The sequence below is a fragment of the Cuneatibacter sp. NSJ-177 genome, from assembly GCF_022867805.1.
In the GTDB taxonomy this organism is placed as follows: domain Bacteria; phylum Bacillota; class Clostridia; order Lachnospirales; family Lachnospiraceae; genus Pseudolachnospira.
In genome coordinates this window covers 883,143-900,720 of the sequence record NZ_JALIFO010000006.1, presented here as the reverse complement: position 1 = coordinate 900,720, position 17,578 = coordinate 883,143, and the positions used below count along the sequence as shown (strand labels likewise).

The following is a 17,578-nucleotide window of genomic DNA, read 5'->3' as shown; positions in this document are numbered from 1 at the left end:
CCATCATTCCCCCGCGCTTCTTTTTTCTTTCATCGCAGACCGAATTCTTTCCGGTGTTGCGGGAAGCTGCCGGATCCGCACTCCCAGAGCGTCCGCAATAGCATTTAAAACAGCCGGTGTCATCGGCACCGTCGCCACCTCTGAAATTCCTTTCGCCCCGAATGGTCCCAGCGGTTCCGGATCCTCCACCAGCAAAATCTCGTATTCCGGCGTATGGACCGAACGGGGAATTCCCAGCTCCCCGTAATTCCGGCATGTGGGAATCCCATCTTCCGACGGATAGGATTCGCTCAGAGCATAGCCGATCCCCATGGAACAGCTCCCTTCGATCTGCCCCTCGATCATATGGGGATTGATAGCCCGTCCCACATCATGGGCCGCAATGACTTTCAGCACCTTCACCTCGCCGGTCTCGCGGTCCGCCTCCAAAAGCACGGACTGAGTCGTATAGGCATAGGAAGGATAGTTGCGGTAGTTCTCCCCTGCCTCGTGTCTTGCAGCCTCCTCCAGAGGGTAAGTCTTCGGCGCGACAAAACGGTAGCGGACGCTCCTGCTTTCACCCGGTTTTATAGGATGCGTTTCCAGCTCCTCCTTTAGCAGCCGGGCCGCTTCCACCACGGCGCGTCCGGAATTCAGCGTCTGCCTTTCGCTAACCGCCTGCCCATGCCGGAGTGTCTCCTCCGTATCGCCGTTCACCAGATCAATGATTTCCATCCCGCAGCCCGTAGCTTCCGCACAGATCTGCCGCATCGCGGTCCGGAATCCCTGTCCCATATCAACGCCGGAAACTTTCATTTCCAACCGTCCGTCCGGCTTCATCGTAAGGATACAGCCTCCGTCGTCCACTGCCCCGCGGCCGACGCCGACATTTTTATACCCGCTTGCCACGCCGACACCGAGCACTTTGTTTCCCATGGGATACCTTTTTTCATATTCTCGCCTGGCTTTTTCCGTCTCCCGCCGGCAAAGCTCAATGGTATCCGCAATCCCGACACTTGCCGCAAGTGTTTCCCCTCCCACCGTCTCGCTGCCTACGGTCAATGCGTTTTTAATTCGGATGGCAAAGGGATCCATCCCCAGTTTTTCCGCCGCCTCATCCAACAGCGTCTCCACGCAAACCGCGGCTTGATTGATCCCAAAACCGCGGAAAGCGCCTCCTAACGGATTGTTGGTCCGTACTGCCTGCCCCCTTACCCGCAGATGGGGAATTTGATACGGTCCTCCGGCAAAAATACAGCCCTGCATCAAAACACCTCCGCTGAGGTTGGCATATGGGCCTGCGTCGGAACTCATTTCTGCATCCAGATAGCAGAATGTCCCGTCCTTCCGAACCCCGATTTCATAGTGGGTCAGATACGCATGGCGCTTGGTCGACAGGCGGAGGGACTCCTCCCGGTTCAGCACGATCTTGACCGGACAGCCAAGTGCCTTTCCCGCCACCGCTGCGGCGGCCTCGATATGGGCGTCGCACTTACTGCCGAACGCTCCGCCCAAAGGCGTTCCGATGACGCGGATCCGGCTGACCGGCAGGTTAAGAACCGGCGACAGCATATCCCGGATCTCAAAGGGCGACTGCGTCGTCGCATAGACGGTTACCCCGTCTTCCTCACCGATTCCGACGGCAGCCTCCGTCTCCAGGCAGCCGTGTTCCACCCGCTCCAGCCGGTAATCCCCGCGGACAACAATCAGATCCTCCCGCTTTGCTGCGGCAAGATCGCCGCGGTCCCGGCTTGCTTTTGCCAATACGGCCCCTTTTGCCAATCCATCCCCAATGGAGTAGATTCCCTCGGCTTCCCGGTAGGAAACCGTTACGGTTTTCGCTGCATTCCGCGCCTGTTCCTCCGATTCTGCCACCACCAAAGCCAGCATGTCACCCAGGAAAAAGACTTCGCTCCGGCAAAAGATTTCCTGTTCCCGCTCAAAGGTTCCCAGATGATTGTCCCCCGGTACATCGCGCCAAATTAGAATTTTCCGGACTCCGGGCATCCGCCCCGCCGCCTCAAAGTCCAGCTCGATCCGTTCCGCCCTGGGTACCGGGGCCCAGACAAAAGCGCCGTAGAGCATGTCCGGGAAGTCCAGGTCTCCGCAGTAGGCCAGCCTCCCGGAAACTTTGTCCGGTCCGTCCGTATCCCACAGAGGATGTCCCAGAATCCGGCCTGCCGGAAGCGCTTTTGTCTCTTCGCTTCCCAGAAAAATCCGGCTGTGCTCCATGGCGCGGACCGATGAAAGCGGAGGCTCTTCTCCCCGCAGCCGCGCAGCCGCCAGCAAAACAGCCTCTATGATTTTCACATATCCGGTGCAGCGGCAATAATTCCGGCGCAGGGCCTCCTCAATCTCTTCGCATCCCGGATCCGGATTCCGATCTAACAGAGCTTTCGTTGCCAGAACCATTCCCGGCGTACAATAGCCGCACTGGACGGCTCCCACGTCCAGAAATGCTTTCTGGATGGGATGAAGCCCTTCTTTGGGCGTTAAGCCTTCGATGGTCAGGATATCGGCCCCTTCCAAGCGTTCCATCTTCGTGACGCAGGAACGGACCGGCACGCCGTCCTTCAGCACAGTACAGGCCCCGCAGTGCCCTGTGCCGCAGCCTTCCTTCGTTCCTTTCAGGCAGGCAGTTCCCCGCAAATAGGAAAGCAGCGTCCGATCTTTGTCCCCTGTATAACAGACTGCCGTACCATTGAGCTGAAATTTTATTTCCATGATCCCGCCTTGTGAACCATCCTTTCCGCTTCTTATTTAAAAAGCGTAACATAGGATTCGCAGGATGTCAAATTGATCCGGAACCTACTGTTTTATCTGCTTCGCAGCTATTTTTTATTACGCTCCTCCGTCGCTCCATAAAAAAGGAACGGGAAGCCCGAACTCCGCTTTGCAGCTATTTTTATTTATTCCCATCAGGAATAGATTGTCCGAAAAATGAATTGCTTTTTGTTCTCCCTATTTCTATAATCATTTATGAAATATTTCATTTGCTTTCGCGAAAGAGGCCCCGGATTCCTATGAGTCCGGCAACAAATTAATTGGAAAGGTTTGATAAGCTATGAATACCAAGAAATGGATTTGTACTGTGATCGGTATCCTGTTCCTGTTTGGATGCCAGTTCCTGCCTCCGATGTTTGGCTTGTCCCAGTTAGGGATGCAGGTCGCCGGTATCTTCATCGGAACGATCGTCCTCTGGCTGTTCGTATCGGTTACCTGGCCCAGCGTACTTTGTATCGTTGCGCTGATTATGTCGCCTCTTTACTCCTACTCGGAAGGCCTGAGCGCTTCCATGGGCGGCTGGATCGTTTCTTTCGTTCTGTTCAGCTCCATGGTCACCTATGTGCTGGGACAGACCGGTTTTCTGAAACGCTGCGCGGTCTGGTTCGTCACCCGCCCGTTCACGAAGAAAAACCCTTGGCTGTTCCTGGGCCTGCTGTTTTTGGCCCCGCTGGTCATCGGATCCTTCATGTCTCCGATTCCGGCCTTCATCGTATTCGTTCCCATTGCAGAACAGATTTTCAAAGAGCTCGGATATGAAAAAGGCGACCGGTTCCCGCAGATGGTAATCCTGGCCATCCTGTTCTTTGCCTCCCTGTCCACGATCACAACGCCGATCGCGCATACCGTGCCGATTCTTGGCATGTCCCTCTATGAGAAGGACATGGGAATGCCCATCGACTTTGTCCAGTACACCATTTTCGGCGTGGTATCCGCCATCGTCATCTTCTTTGTCGCCATGCTTCTTCTGAAATATGTGTTCCGCCCGGATACGGACCGTCTCCGCAACCTGAATCCGGATATTTTGAAGCATGACGTACCGAAGATGAGCGTAGAAGAAAAATGTACCCTTGTTGTCTTCGGCATCGTGGTTGCCATGTGGATGCTTCCTGGCATCATCAAACCGATTCTGCCCGGCGTTGCCGCTGCAATCTCCAGTCTGGGAACCCCAGTCCCCCCGATGATCGGCACGGTTGTCCTCTGCCTGATCCACTTTAAGGGAAAACCTCTGATGAACTTCAGTGAGGCCATTTCCAAAGGAGTTCCGTGGGGCGCTGTCTTGATGGTAGCCGCTACCGGGATCCTCGGCGGCGCATTGACCAATGCCGATGTGGGAATCACCGACGTGGTCGTCAGCGCAATCTCCCCGCTGATCGGCAACATGCCGCCCATGGTATTCGTATTCTTTATCTCCTTCTTCACGGTTATGCTGACAAACTTTGCCTCCAACACCGTGACCGTCACTTTGATTTACAGCATTTCGCTGCCCCTGGTCTACGGGAACGCGATTGCCGGGGTCAATCCGGCCGCTCTGACCTGTATCATCGGAGCCGGCGCCTGCGTCGCTCTGGCCACGCCGCCTTCCACCGCTCATGCGGCGATTGCAGCCGGAACCGGCTGGCTGAAGACGGATATTATGCTGAAATACGGCCTTCTGCTGTCCTTAGCCTGCGCTATCGTGCTGGCCTTCGTCGGATATCCGCTGGCTGCCGCTATCATGTAACAAACAGAATCCGTGAGCGGCAATCCATTTGCCGCTGCAACCATGAAACGAAGAGAGGTTTTCTATGCTGCATTATGAAGTTATCGTCGCCGGTGGCGGCACCGCAGGATTTGCGGCTGCCGTCACCGCGGCAAAAGCCGGAAAAAAGACTTTACTGATCGAGGAAAAGGCCTATCTCGGCGGCACCGCCACCGGCGCTCAAATTTGCCAATTTCTGGGCTTTGCCAATGGGGAGGACCAGATTCCGCAAAAAGGCATCATCCGCGCCGTGCTCGACGGACTGACCGCAGCCGGCGGGAGCAAAGGAATCGAACAGATTTACCTGTCCGGGAATAAAGATTTGGGCGTATTGGTGATCCCCTATGAATCGGATGTCCTAAAGGATGTCATTGACAATTTGGTCTGTGAAGCAGGGGTAGACGTACTTTTCCACACGCGGGTCATCGGCGCCGAGACGTCGGACGGCAAAATCACCGGACTGCGCATCCACAATGAGGAAGGAATCCAGACTGTGACCGGAGACATTGTCATCGACGCCACCTTCCACGGATCCGTCGCAGTATCCTGCGGCTGTCCCTGGAAAATGGGCGATGAAAACGGAGTCCTTCAGCCCGGCAGCCTGATATATAAGATGATGAACGTCGACCAGGAGCGGTATGCCAAGGTCAGTCAGAAAGAAAAGGAAGAATTGGCGGCAAAAGGAATCGCCGAAGGCTGCCTTTATGTCAACAACCTGCTGGCCCGTCCTCTTCCGAGCGGCGTTCTGTACTCCAATATGAGCCGGCTGGAAATCAATCCTCTGGATACCTTTGCCTGGAGCAAAGCGGAGATGGAAGCCAGACGCCAAATCCGTAAAATCAGCCGCTTCTTCATTGAGAACGTGCCTGGCTTTGAGCACTCCTTCCTCGTTGCCTCCGGCGATTTTACTGGTCTGCGGGATTCCCGCCGGATCATGGGCAAATATGTGCTGACCAATGAAGATGTCTTGGAAGGCCGCCTCTTCGAAGATGCGGTGGCAAAGAGCTCCTACCCCATCGATATCCACGATACCGACGGGGTTTCCAGCCGGGTCGTCAAGCCCAACACCGGGGTATTCTACATCCCCTATCGTTCTCAGGTCACCGACGAGATTTCCAATTTGATTCTGGCCGGACGCTGTATCTCCGCCGAATATGAGGCCCATGCCTGCATCCGGGTGATGATCACCTGCATGCGCCTGGGAGAAGCCGCCGGTCTGGCCGCTGCGGAGTCGCTGAACCAGGGCTGCGCAGCCAATGAGTTGGATGGAAAAATTCTAAAAGAAAAACTGCTGTAAACCAGATATCCTCCTTGAATCAAAAAAGGACTGCTGCCAAACGAAACACTTCCACAAGATTTTCCAGCTGGTAAGCCAAGAGAAAATCTGATCGGAATCTTCGTTTCGCAGCGGTCCTTTTCTCTGCTCCATGCGTCTCAGGCGGATCCGATCCGGGACGATGCGTTCCTGCCGCTGGACAATAGCAGAAACATCGAGCCTGGGGCTTTCGGCTGATTGCCTGATTCACAGTTCCTGGCCCTGGACAAACTGGAAAAAAGCCCGGATATGGGGCGGGGTGTTTTTCTGATTCAAAATTACCATCTGGGTGTCCCTGACCAGGGGATCCCGCATCGGAACGATTCTCAGATCATCCGATTCCTCGATAACCAGTTTGGACAAGATGGCGATCCCCAGATTCTGGGACACCATATATAAAACCGACCGGACAGAATTGCAGTACATGGAAATCGTAAACGGAACCCCGTGGGACTCAAAAGCCTTTGAGACCGCCCGGTGATACACGTCCATGGCCCGGTCCGTAGCGATCAACGCTTCCCCTTCCAAATCTTGATAGTCTAACATCTCCCGCTCCGCCAGGGGATGGTCTTTGCTCATCACCACATAGTAGAGATCCCGGAAACAGGAATAGGCGTGGTATTCCGGATCGCTGGAAAAATTCTGCGGGCTGCCGTTATTCAGGTACATACTGGACACAAACACCACATCCAGTTCTTTGGCCCGAAGCGCCTGCATCAGCGGCGTGGTCATCCCCTCCCTCATGTCGATCTCGACAGACGGATACTGCCGGACAAATTCCGCAATCAAGGGGTCCAGACGGCTGTTCCGTCCAAAATAGATACTGCCGATGCGCAGATGGCCGAATTCCTCCTTCTGGTGCGCCTGGGCCGACCGGAGGATCCCTTCATAACAAATCAGGATCTGCCTTCCCAACTCTACAAAATCCCGGCCCGCCGGCGTCAGCTCCACCCGGCGCGTCGTGCGGTCGAACAGGCGGATTCCCAACTCTTCTTCCAGACGCTGAATACTTTTCGATACCGACGACTGGGAACGGTTTAAATGAAAAGAAGCATCCAGAAATGTTTTGTAACTCTCCACCGCCAAGACGCATTTGACCTGTTCCATATCCATGGCAAGTCCCACCTCCTATGGATTTCACCTATCTTTCCTACTAGCGAAAAGCGTATCATAGGAAAAAGAAGTTGTCAAAGGGATTTCTTTCCTGGAAACTTTCCTGCATCAAGAAAAAAATTGCATTTGCTAAACAGATTTGCCGGCCGGTCCGCTTGCCCATCGCTTGGCAGGAATAAAATCCGCCGTCTTCCGGCAAAATAGGAAAAAGGAGGTGTGTCCATTGGATTTGAAAATGAACGATTCCGCCGTTGATCTGCCGGCGGCCTGCGAGGAAGCGCTCCGGGAAAAGGCCATGCAAAGCGTGCTGGAACAGGAAGACCGGGAGTACCTCAAAGCCTGTCCGCCCGCTAAGATCAGCGAAGACTGCTGTAAAGAACTGCAAAAACAGGAAGCCGAGCTGTCCCGGATGGCCGGAAAAGAGCTTATTCTGGTTGCTTATCAGAAAAAACAATGAGAAAGTCCCCTGCCGCCTGTGCGGTGTAATAAAATGAAATGGAGGGAAACATGCAAGAAAATAACCGGCCCCACGAATTTGACTACGGTGATCAGGATATTCCTGAAATCGACCTGCCGAAAAGTGATAATGTCTGGACTGAAGTCCCGCCCCAAACACCCGGGGAGGAAAGTCAGCCCCTGGAAGATCCCGGCCCCGGCTGGAAACGGGACGTAACCACGTGATGAAAGCTAACAGCGGTGTTGGAAATTTCTAGGAATTTCCTATGATACAAAAAGCTGTATGGACTCCGGTAAATTTCCGGTTCCATACAGCTTTCCGTTATCATGGGGATTTTCCCCCGTGCTTTAGAGTCTGCCTGCTACTCCGCTGGTTTCTCTTCTTTTTTCCTCTCCGTATTCAACAGACTAGAAAGAAGGCGGTCCAGATACACGGACTTGAGCTGCTTGCTGGCTAACGCCTGTTTTAACGGCGGCAGCTTTAAAATCACACCGAACACGGCCGCCATGGCCCGGTGGCTGGCAAACGCCTGATTGTCAAAAATCAGATTCGGCAGCGTCCCCTTTTCAATCGCCTGGAGCACAAACCGGTGGGTGCTGGTGACCGGCGTCACCACCTGGATCGGCCGCCGCTTCATCTCAATGGCGCCAAAGGAACAGTTCCTGGCACAGACGCCGCAGCCCAGGCAGATATCCGTATCCACCACCGCCCGTTTCTTCCCCTTCTTTTTGCTCTCCTTGATTTCAATGGCCAGAATCGGACAAACCTTGGCGCATTTCCCGCAGGCCACGCACTTGTCCCAGGAGATCTGCGGCAGATAATTGGTCGTAGCAACCGGCTGCATCGGCCTAAAACGCCTTGCCGCCTGCAGAGCCTCACAGCAGCACCCGCAGCAGTTGCAGATAAAGGCAGGATCCTCCCTGACGTTTTCCCCGATCTGCACCAGATTCGCTTCATAAGAGCGTTCCAAGGCGTCCATGGCCTCCTCCTTCGAGATAAGACGCGCATGGCCGCCGTGCTCCGCCAGGGAACGCGCCACATTGCCGAAGGTCAGACAAACATCCCAGGGAGCGTCGATCTCACAGGGATGTCCGGCATGAAACGCCTTATGGCGGCAGTAGCAGGTGCCAAGGCCGATATGGGAAGCTTCGTCTATGATATGGCTGGCTCTCTCATAATCCAGAATGTGGTTGGTCTGCCGGTTCGTCAGCACCGGTTCCTGGACATAAACCCGGCCCAGTTTGGTTTCCGTGGCCCAGAAAAGGTCTTTGATGAAATCTTCCTCCACATTCATGTACTGATAGTAGAGTTCGCTGAGATATTTCTGATCGATATCCCCTCTGGTCCGCATCAGGGCAAATTCGAAGAATCCGGCCATCGGCGGCGGCATCACAAACTTCCGGATGCCCTCATACTCTGAGTCCACCAGGAGAGCCTTTTCACAGAGATGATTCAAAAACCGCTCTGCCTTAGCCTCGCTGGTATCCCAGACCCGCGCGGCCTTCTTCACTGTAAAAGGCCGGATCGGGAGAAGGGCCATCCACTTGGCTTCTTCTTCCGAGTACAGGACCCGCAGAATCTGATAGAGTGTTTCCGTCGGCGGCGCTCCCTGCGTGAACCAGTTGATTCGCTCTTCCAGGCTTTTATAAGCGTCCTTTGCCGTCAAATGTCCCATAACGCATCCTTTCCTCGGCTCTGTTTGGGAAAACGATCTGCTTTAAAGCGTTCGATCAATCTTCCTCGTTATCCATCAGCGGGCCTTCCTTCTTATCCACGTAAAGAATCCCTTCCAGATGGTCGCACTCATGACAGATCGCGCGGGCCAAAAGCTCCGTGCCTTCCAGCTCAAACCAATTCATATTGATATCCTGAGCTTTCACCTTCACATAGTTAGGCCTCGTCACCGTGGCGTGCTTTCCGGGAACACTGAGGCAGCCCTCGCTTCCGGTCTGGGAGCCGTCGGTTTCAAGGATCTCCGGATTGATCAGCACCAGAGGATGCTCCCCGTCCACGTCGATAACCACGATCTGTTTTAAAACTCCCACCTGAGGTCCCGCCAGCCCCACACCGTAGGCCTCGTACATGGTTTCAAACATATCTTCGATAATTCCGCGCAGCCGCGGCGTCATTTCCTTCACCGGTTTGCAGTGCTTGCGGAGCACCTCGTCTCCCATTTCCCGAATATTCCGAATCGCCATTTTCTTCCTCCTCATCTATTCCTCAAATATTCTCTTTCGTGAAACGCAGCGCTCAGCTATCGCCTTTCGGCTCTGCTTCGCTGAGTTTCATAGTAAACGACTCTGCTAAGCTCGTCTGTCGCCCTGCGGGCTCGTCCTCGCTAAGCGCGCTGCATACATGAAACATAGCACTCAGCTATCGCCTGCCGGCTCTGCTTCGCTGAGTTTCATAGTAAATCCATTTGTACCTGTATTCCGTGGGAAGCCTCCTCCCGCCGCCGGACTTCTAAAAGGCGTTCCCGCCGGGGATGCTTCAGATAAATCATTTTCCGGTATATATCCTGAATTCTCGAAATCCCCGCATCCGACGGCCCGATGACCGCTACGTCGGGAAAATGTTCTTTGATATCCCTGGCGATCTCTTCCGCTTCCGCCTGTGCCGCCTCCTCCTTCGATGAAGTCACCAGCACCGAAAGCATCGCTCCCGCGGGCGGGTAGGATAAGAGTTTCCGATAAAGCATTTCCTGCGCGTAAAAGCCGGGATAATCCTGTCTGGCGGCAGCTTTGATCCCATAGTTGTCCGGGCTGTAGGTCTGGATCACGACCTCCCCGGCATCGGCCCCCCGTCCGGCTCTCCCGGCCGCCTGAGTCAGAAGCTGAAAGGTCCGCTCCACCGCCCGGAAATCATTGCTGTAGAGAGAAAGGTCCGCAGCCAATACTCCCATCAATGTTACTTTTGGAAAATCGTGCCCTTTGACGATCATCTGGGTTCCGATTAAAATGTCCGCCTCCCCGTCCGCAAATGCCGAAAGAAGTTTGGAATGACTGTCTTTTCTCCCGGTGGTGTCCAGGTCCATGCGCAAAGTCCGCGCCTCCGGAAAACGTTTCTTCACCATGGTTTCCACCTTCTGGGTCCCGATGCCGAAACCGGCAATATACGGGGAGCCGCAGGAAGGGCAGCGGTCCGGCATGGGCTCCGTGTGCCCGCAGTAATGGCAGACCAGGGCGCCGTTTTTATGGGAAGTCAGTGCCACATCACAATGGGGGCATTTGATGGCTATGCCGCAGGAGCGGCAGGACAAAAATCCCGCGTACCCCCGCCGGTTCAAAAACAGCATCACCTGCTCCTTTTTTTTCAGCCGGTCTTCCATTAAGGCAGACAGCTTGCGGCTGAAAATACTTTTGTTTCCCTCTCTCAATTCTTCCCGCAAATCCACAATTGAAACCACGGGCAGCAGACTTCCTGCCTTGGCCCTCGCGGGCAGCGTGAATAATCCATAGATTCCGCCAATCGCCTTCGTGTAGGTCTCCAGGGAAGGGGTCGCCGAGCCGAACACCACCCCGGCCCCGGCCAGCCTCGCCCTCTCCAGGGCCACCTCCGAGGCCAAGTACCGGGGAGCGGTCTCGCTGCGGTACGCCCCCTCGTGCTCCTCGTCCATGATGATTAATCCCAGGTTGGGAAAAGGAGTAAACAGCGCGGAGCGGGGCCCAATCATGACATCGATTTCGCCGCGCCTCGCCTGCTCGAAATGCTGATATTTTTCACCTGCCGACAGTCTGGAATTCACCACACTGACCCGGTCCCCGAACCGCTGGTAAAACCGGCGGAGGTTCTGGTAAGTCAGAGAAATTTCTGGAATCAAAAGAATCGTCTGCTTCCCCGCCCGCTGCATCCGGGCAATCAACTCCATATAAACTTCTGTTTTTCCGCTTCCGGTCACGCCAAAAAGAAGGGCTGGCTTTGGGTAGGAAGCACAGATGCCTTCCACTGCCTGCGCCTGCGCCTCGTTCAGCCGGACCGGCTCCGTCGTTTTTGCAGGAAGTTCTGTCTGCGCAACCCGCGGACTCCGCGCTTTTACCCGCGTCTTGGTCGGAAGCACCGTCTTTAACGCTTGATTCATCGTGCAGCCGTAGGTATCTTTCATCCAGGCCGCCAGGGAAATCAGCTGGGACTCGATGGGCACCGATTTTTCGGAAATTCCAAGAATCTCTTTTGTCTTCGTCTCATCGAATTCTGACTCATCGGTCAATTCCAGCACATAGCCGGTCAGCGTACGGTTTCCAAAAGGAACCACCACCTGCATGCCCGGCGTCAGCCTTTCCCGGAGCGCTTCCGGTACTTTATACTGAAAGGTTTTATCCAGTTTTTCCAGGGAAATGTCTACAATTATATTCGCAAATTTCAATTCTGTCACAGCTCTTTCAGGACTTCTCCCAGCTTCATACCGTTGGAGCCCTTAAACAAGACCGTATCGCCGGGCTTTGCCCAGTCTTTCACGGCCGCAGCCGCAGTTACATTATCCGTAAAATAGAGCACCGGCTTTCCCGCTTTCTCCAGCGCCTCCCCGAGAAAACGGATCTGCGCTCCGATCAAGAAATATTGGTCCACCGGACACCCGGCGGCAAACTCTCCCACCTGGCCGTGAAACTTAGGCGAATCCGGCCCCAGCTCCAGCATATCCGCCAGCACAGCCCCCCGCCGCCCGGCGGTCTCTGTGGTGGAGAGAACCTGCAGTGCAGCCCGCATGGACTCCGGACTGGCGTTGTAACTGTCGTCGATCAAGGTCAGGCCATTCCGATCCACGATTTGCAGCCTTCTCGCAAAACCGGAAAACTCCGAAAGTTTTCCGGCCGCAAGGGTCAAAGGAACGCCCAGCACATCCGCCGCCGCCAAGGCAGCCAAAGCATTCATGACATTGTGAAGCCCTGGCACTCCGAGGGACAAAGAAATCGTTTCTTTCGGCGTTTTCACCATAAAGCAGGTCCGGCCGTTCTCCACCCGGACATTCTCCGCCCGATAATCATTGTCCGGCCCGGTCCCATAGTAGACGGTCCGAAAGACCGTTTTCCCGCGGAAAGCCGTAAGCAGCGGTTCCTCCCCATTTAAAATAGCGGTATTCTCCGGGCCGAATCCGTCGGTAATGTGCATCTTCTCCCGGCAGATTCCTTCCCGTGACCCCAAGTTTTCAATGTGGGAAACCCCAATATTGGTCACCACGGCAAGATCCGGCCGGGCCACCGCCGCGATCTTCGGCATCTCTCCCGGCTCGCTCATCCCCATCTCAAAAACAGCCGCCTCCGCGGCCAAATCCGCCTCGCAGATGGAAATCGGCACGCCCAACTGGCCATTGCTGTTGCCGCTGGTTCCGGTAACCTTCCGCCCGGCGGAAAGCGCTGCGGTCACCATCTCTCTGGTCGTGGTTTTTCCCACGCTCCCGGTAATGCCGATCACCGGCATCCTCAGGCGCTTCCGGTACGCAGCCCCCAGCGCCTGGAGCGCTTTTACCGTGTCTTCTACATAGATATAAGGGCGGGAGTCCTCCTTGGTCTCATGCTCTGAGGTAAAAGTGGCCGCCGCTCCAGCCGAAAAAGCGCCCTCGATGAACCGGTGGGCATCCACCTTTGCTCCAATAATCGGCACAAAGAGATCCTCCCCCTTCATCTTCCGGGAATCAATACTGATATTTCTGACCGGCGTATCCGGCCTCCCGCATAAAAGCCGTCCGCCGGCAGCTTCCGCAATATCTAAAACTGTAATCTTTTCCATCTCCAACAGGGCCTACAGCCCCAGCTCCTTTATGGTTTCTTCGATCACTTCCCGGTCCAGAAAATGGGTTTTTACCCCCTCGACCTCCTGATAATCCTCATGCCCCTTGCCGATCACTGCGATCACGTCGCCGTCCTCCGCGTGGGCGATGCTGTAGCGGATCGCATCCCTACGATCCGGGATATCAAGGGACGCGCCTCCGGTCGGGTCAAGGCCGATATGGATATCCTTCATGATATCCTCCACCTTTTCCCAGCGGGAATTGTCCGCCGTCACGATGGAAAGATCTGCCATCCGGCCGGCGGCTTCCCCCATCTCATACCGCCGGTGGGGATCCCGGTTTCCGCCGCAGCCAAAAACCACTACCAGACGTTTCGGATGATAGCCCCGCAGCGTTTCCAGAAGACTCTTGGTGCTGAGCCCATTGTGGGCGTAATCGACAATGACGGAAAAGTGGTCCGAGGCATAGACCAGCTCCATCCGACCGTCCACCCGTACATCTCTCAGAGCTTTCTGCACCGCCTCTTTTTCTATGCCAAGAGTCAGAGCGGCCGAGGCCGCCCCCAAGGCATTGTAAACATTAAAAAGTCCTGGAATTCCCACTTCCACCGGGAAATCCGCCTTTCCCTTCAAGTCAAAACCGATGCCCATAAAACTGCCTTGCCTCTTATGGCCGATGTTGGCCGCGGCAAAATCCGCCTCCGGACTCTGGCCGAAAGTAAAAAGCTCGCAGGTATGCCCCTCCACCAGGGGCTCCCAGTTTTCATCATCCCGGTTGACGAGGCCAATCCGGCACATTTGGAACAGCTTTCCTTTATAGGAACGGTATTCCTCAAAACTTTTGTGCTCATTGGGGCCAATGTGATCCGGCGAAAGATTGGTGAAGACGCCGATGTCAAAATCGATCCCATCCACCCGGTGCATCATAAGCCCCTGGGAGGAAACCTCCATAATCATATACTCACAGCCGGCTTCCACCATCCGGTGAAAGTATTCCTGCAGTTCATAGGATTCCGGGGTCGTATTATTGGTCGTAAAGTGTTCGCCGCCGATGACGGCGCCGTTGGTGCCGACCAGCCCGACCTTGCCTCCAGCGGCCTCTAGGATTTCTTTCAGCATGTAGGTGCTGGTGGTTTTCCCTTTGGTGCCGGTGAACCCGACCGCCTTCATCTTCCGGGTCGGATGGTCAAAATAGGCGGCGGAGAGAAGGGCCAGCGCTTTTCTGGCATTATTCACCTGGATGACGGTAACCCCTTCGGGGGCCTCCGCTTCCTTTTCCACGACAACGGCCGCCGCCCCTTTTTCCGCCACCTGGGGAATAAAGGTATGGGCGTCCACTTTGGTGCCGCTGATACAGACAAAAGCCGCATTTTTGCAGTCTTTCCGGGAATCGTACACCAGAGCCTCGATCTCCACGTCAAGGCTTCCCTGCCTGACTTCATATTCCAGCTCTTCCAGTAACGCGCGTAATTTCATACTCAATCCTTTCCCGCCTTCCTGGGCGGCGAAGCTTATGTCAACGTCTCCATCAACGCGTCGAATTCTTCCATGGTCATCAGGATCTGTCTCGCCTTGGTCCCTTCCTCCGGCCCCACCACGCCGGCTTCCGCCAGCTGGTCCATGATCCTGGCCGCCCGGTTAAAACCAATTTTGAAGGCACGCTGCAGATTTCCGATGGAAGCTTTTTCCTTCTCGATGATAAAACGGCCGCAGCGCTCAAAATACTCATCCCGGTCCCCTGCTCCAACCGACCCGGCGTCACCTGCGCCTTCCAGATGCCTTTCCAGATCTTGGGGAACCGCCGGAGCGCCGTCCGCCTGTGCTTTTAGGAAATCCACCACATCCCCGACTTCTGAGTCGGAGACAAAGGCGCCCTGGATCCGGACCGGCTTCGGATAGCCGGAAGGATGAAACAGCATATCGCCTTTTCCTAAAAGCTTCTCTGCTCCGACCATATCGATGATCGTCCGGGAATCCACCCCGGAGGAAACCGCAAATGCAATCCGGGAAGGCACATTGGCCTTGATCAGGCCGGTGATCACGTTGACGGAAGGCCGCTGGGTCGCCAGCACCAGATGAATCCCGGCCGCACGGGCAAGCTGGGCCAGACGGCAGATGGCTTCCTCCACCTCGCCGGGCGCCACCATCATCAAATCCGCCAGCTCATCGACGATCACGACGAGCTGAGGCATCTTCTCCATGCCTTCTTCCTCGGATTCTTCCACCTTCTTGTTGTAGCCTTTGATGTCCCGGACATTTTGTTCCGCAAACTTCTTATAGCGGTCCGTCATCTCGGCAACAGCCCAGTTCAGGGCTCCCGCCGCCTTCTTCGGATCGGTCACCACAGGGATCAGCAGGTGGGGAATTCCGTTATAGATGCTGAGCTCCACCACCTTCGGGTCAATCATGATCATCTTGACTTCGTCGGGAGTCGCTTTATATAAAATACTCATAATGATCGTATTGATGCAGACAGATTTACCGGAACCTGTCGCGCCTGCGATCAAAAGATGCGGCATCCGCGCCAGATCCGCCACGATCACTTTCCCGCCGATATCCCGGCCCACGCCGAATCCGATCCGGGACGGGAATTTCTTGAACTCCTCGGAATCTAAAAGTTCTTTTAAATATACGGTCTGATTTTCCGTGTTCGGCACCTCAATACCGACGGCGGCTTTCCCCGGTATCGGGGCTTCGATCCGGATGTCAGCGGCGGCCAGGTTCAGCTTGATATCATTGGTCAGGCTCAGGATTTTGCTGACCTTGACGCCCTGCTCCGGCTTTAGCTCATAGCGGGTCACCGTCGGCCCGCAGCTGATATCGGTCACCGTCACGCCCACGCCATAGCTCTGCAAGGTCTGCTGAAGTGTGATCGCGGTCTCCCGCAGTTCTTGTTCCGACATCCCGCTCTTCTTGGGACCCAACTTTAACAGGCGCATCGGAGGAATGATGTATTCCCTCTTGACTTTCGGAGGCTCCGGCGCCACGGCAGGAACCGCTCCTGCCTTCGCCTCGCCGTCCCGGAAGGTGATACCGGAATTTCCGTCCTTCGCGCTGCCGTCCCGCCAAATACTCTCGGCGCGGGCGGACGGTTTTTTCGGAAGCGGCACCACGGTCTCTTCCACCGACGACGGTTCCGGCGCAGTGAATTCATCGTAAGCAGCCATGGCATCCGCCTCGTCAAAATCCGTCTCCCCTCCGTTTGGTCCGAATTCAATGGGAGGAAGCTCTTCTTCCTCCGCCGGCATGTTCCAGACAGCGGCTTCCCCGCCGTCCGTCTCCTCGCCGGAGGTATGCCACGGAGAAACCACAGGCTCCGCTTCCTCGGAAGATGTCTTTAAGGTTATATCGGGAATCGGCTCCGGCTCCCAAGTATTCGGACCTTCCTCCATCGCGGCGCGCAGCTCCGCGTCCAACTCCTCCAACTCAGACAGCGTCCGCTTATCTTTCCGGCTGTGGATGCTTTCCATCCCGACCGGCATCTCAAAATCCGGTTCTTCCTCTGCCGCGAGGGGCTCGGGCTGGTGAATCCGGACGTGAAACGTCTCCAAATCCGGCGCTGTCTCGGCGGGAAGTTCAGCCGCAGCGGGATCCGGCACCGGAGTCTCCTCTTTCCTCCCTCTGCGCTTTTTGGCAGGCAGGGCTTCTGTTTTCTCCTCCTCCGCCAAAGTAATATGTTCCAGGTCCACGCCTTGTACTTTCTGTTCCACGCGAAGACGCTCCTCCCGGAGCTGTTCGGTGCGCAGGCGTTTTTCCTCCTGCCGCTTGGCTGCGCGGAGCGCCTGCTCTTCCCTCATCCGCGCCATATCTTCCTTTGCAGAGTGCACCACGCGGGAACCTTTTTCCTGGAGCGGGCGGATAAAAGATTTCCCGGTCACAAAGACCACGCCGGCAATCCCCAGCACGACCAGGACCACATAAGCGCCCAGCACGCCGAGACTGGGATACAGAAACTTGTACCAGATTCCTCCGCAAACGCCTCCGTTCATCCCATCGGCGCCCATCTCATAATATTCCTTTAACCCGTAGGCATCCCCCAAACCGCGGGCGCCCAATAATTCCAAAATTCCGCAGAAAGCCGTCAATGTCAGGGCCATCACCAAAATTTTCAAAAAGGCCGCCACCGGGTAATCGCTCCCGTTTGAGACCGCAAAACAGACCGCCCAGAAAAAATAAATCGGAAATACCCAGGCCACCGACCCCAAGACGCCGAACTGGACTGCTTTCAAGCTGTCCCCAATCTTCCCGGCCACCCCCAGATTTCCGAGAAACAAAATGACGGCCACAGCGAAAGCGACCAAAATCCCAATCTCTTTTCCAATTCCGCTGCTCTGCTTTTTCGCGGCAGACCGCTTTCCGGAACGCTTCTTGGCCGCCGGTTTTCTGGATGAGGCCGTTTTTTTGCTTCCCCCGGAGGCCGTTTTTCTTTTTGCCTGTGCCAATGCTCCAATCCCTCCTAAAACTC

At 55.4% G+C, this 17,578-nt stretch carries 12 protein-coding genes; 4 read left to right on the top strand and 8 right to left on the bottom strand.

Going from position 1 to position 17,578, the window contains the following annotated elements:
* Window positions 1-3: 3 nt before the first annotated feature.
* On the bottom strand, window positions 4-2,703 hold the full coding sequence (locus MUB23_RS12020) for a molybdopterin-dependent oxidoreductase (protein ID WP_244800814.1): 2,700 nt from the start codon (window positions 2,701-2,703) through the stop codon (window positions 4-6).
* Between the two features lie 340 nt (window positions 2,704-3,043).
* Here MUB23_RS12020 and MUB23_RS12015 point away from each other — a divergent pair, with 340 nt between their 5' ends.
* Both MUB23_RS12015 and MUB23_RS12010 read left to right on the top strand, forming a co-directional pair.
* Window positions 3,044-4,486, top strand: coding sequence for an SLC13 family permease (locus MUB23_RS12015; protein WP_244800813.1), 1,443 nt, complete (start codon window positions 3,044-3,046; stop codon window positions 4,484-4,486).
* A 64-nt stretch (window positions 4,487-4,550) separates the two neighbouring features.
* Window positions 4,551-5,801, top strand: coding sequence for an FAD-dependent oxidoreductase (locus tag MUB23_RS12010; protein ID WP_244800811.1), 1,251 nt, complete (start codon window positions 4,551-4,553; stop codon window positions 5,799-5,801).
* Between the two features lie 225 nt (window positions 5,802-6,026).
* On the opposite strand, the gene MUB23_RS12005 is transcribed toward MUB23_RS12010, so the two are convergent.
* Window positions 6,027-6,932 (bottom strand): LysR family transcriptional regulator, encoded by a 906-nt coding sequence (locus tag MUB23_RS12005; protein WP_244800809.1) that lies wholly within the window; start codon window positions 6,930-6,932, stop codon window positions 6,027-6,029.
* Window positions 6,933-7,155: 223 nt separating this feature from the next.
* On the opposite strand from MUB23_RS12005, the gene MUB23_RS12000 reads away from it, so the two are divergent.
* On the top strand, window positions 7,156-7,389 hold the full coding sequence (locus MUB23_RS12000) for a hypothetical protein (protein WP_244800807.1): 234 nt from the start codon (window positions 7,156-7,158) through the stop codon (window positions 7,387-7,389).
* A 50-nt stretch (window positions 7,390-7,439) separates the two neighbouring features.
* Window positions 7,440-7,613: a hypothetical protein gene (locus tag MUB23_RS11995; RefSeq protein WP_244800806.1), complete on the top strand. Its 174-nt coding sequence runs from the start codon at window positions 7,440-7,442 to the stop codon at window positions 7,611-7,613.
* Between the two features lie 137 nt (window positions 7,614-7,750).
* Here MUB23_RS11995 and MUB23_RS11990 read toward each other — a convergent pair whose 3' ends face one another.
* The 6 genes from MUB23_RS11990 to MUB23_RS11965 all read right to left on the bottom strand — a co-directional run bounded on the left by MUB23_RS11990 (window position 7,751) and on the right by MUB23_RS11965 (window position 17,555).
* Entirely contained in the window at window positions 7,751-9,064 is a 1,314-nt protein-coding gene (locus MUB23_RS11990; protein ID WP_244800805.1) for a 4Fe-4S dicluster domain-containing protein, read from the bottom strand.
* Window positions 9,065-9,119: 55 nt separating this feature from the next.
* Window positions 9,120-9,587, bottom strand: a complete 468-nt coding sequence (def, locus tag MUB23_RS11985) for a peptide deformylase (RefSeq protein WP_244800803.1) — start codon at window positions 9,585-9,587, stop codon at window positions 9,120-9,122.
* 206 nt (window positions 9,588-9,793) lie between these two features.
* Window positions 9,794-11,761 carry a replication restart helicase PriA gene (gene priA, locus MUB23_RS11980; protein WP_244800801.1) on the bottom strand — a complete coding sequence of 656 codons (1,968 nt, stop codon included), beginning with the start codon at window positions 11,759-11,761 and terminating at the stop codon, window positions 9,794-9,796.
* Complete coding sequence (locus MUB23_RS11975) at window positions 11,758-13,113, bottom strand: UDP-N-acetylmuramoyl-tripeptide--D-alanyl-D-alanine ligase (RefSeq protein WP_244800799.1); 1,356 nt, start codon at window positions 13,111-13,113, stop codon at window positions 11,758-11,760. The genes priA and MUB23_RS11975 overlap by 4 nt, the downstream gene beginning before the upstream one ends.
* 12 nt (window positions 13,114-13,125) lie before the next feature.
* Window positions 13,126-14,589 carry a UDP-N-acetylmuramoyl-L-alanyl-D-glutamate--2,6-diaminopimelate ligase gene (locus MUB23_RS11970; RefSeq protein ID WP_244801190.1) on the bottom strand — a complete coding sequence of 488 codons (1,464 nt, stop codon included), beginning with the start codon at window positions 14,587-14,589 and terminating at the stop codon, window positions 13,126-13,128.
* Between the two features lie 35 nt (window positions 14,590-14,624).
* The gene (locus tag MUB23_RS11965; protein ID WP_244800798.1) at window positions 14,625-17,555 is read right to left on the bottom strand and encodes a DNA translocase FtsK; all 2,931 of its coding nucleotides are present in this window, start codon (window positions 17,553-17,555) and stop codon (window positions 14,625-14,627) included.
* Window positions 17,556-17,578 lie beyond the last annotated feature (23 nt).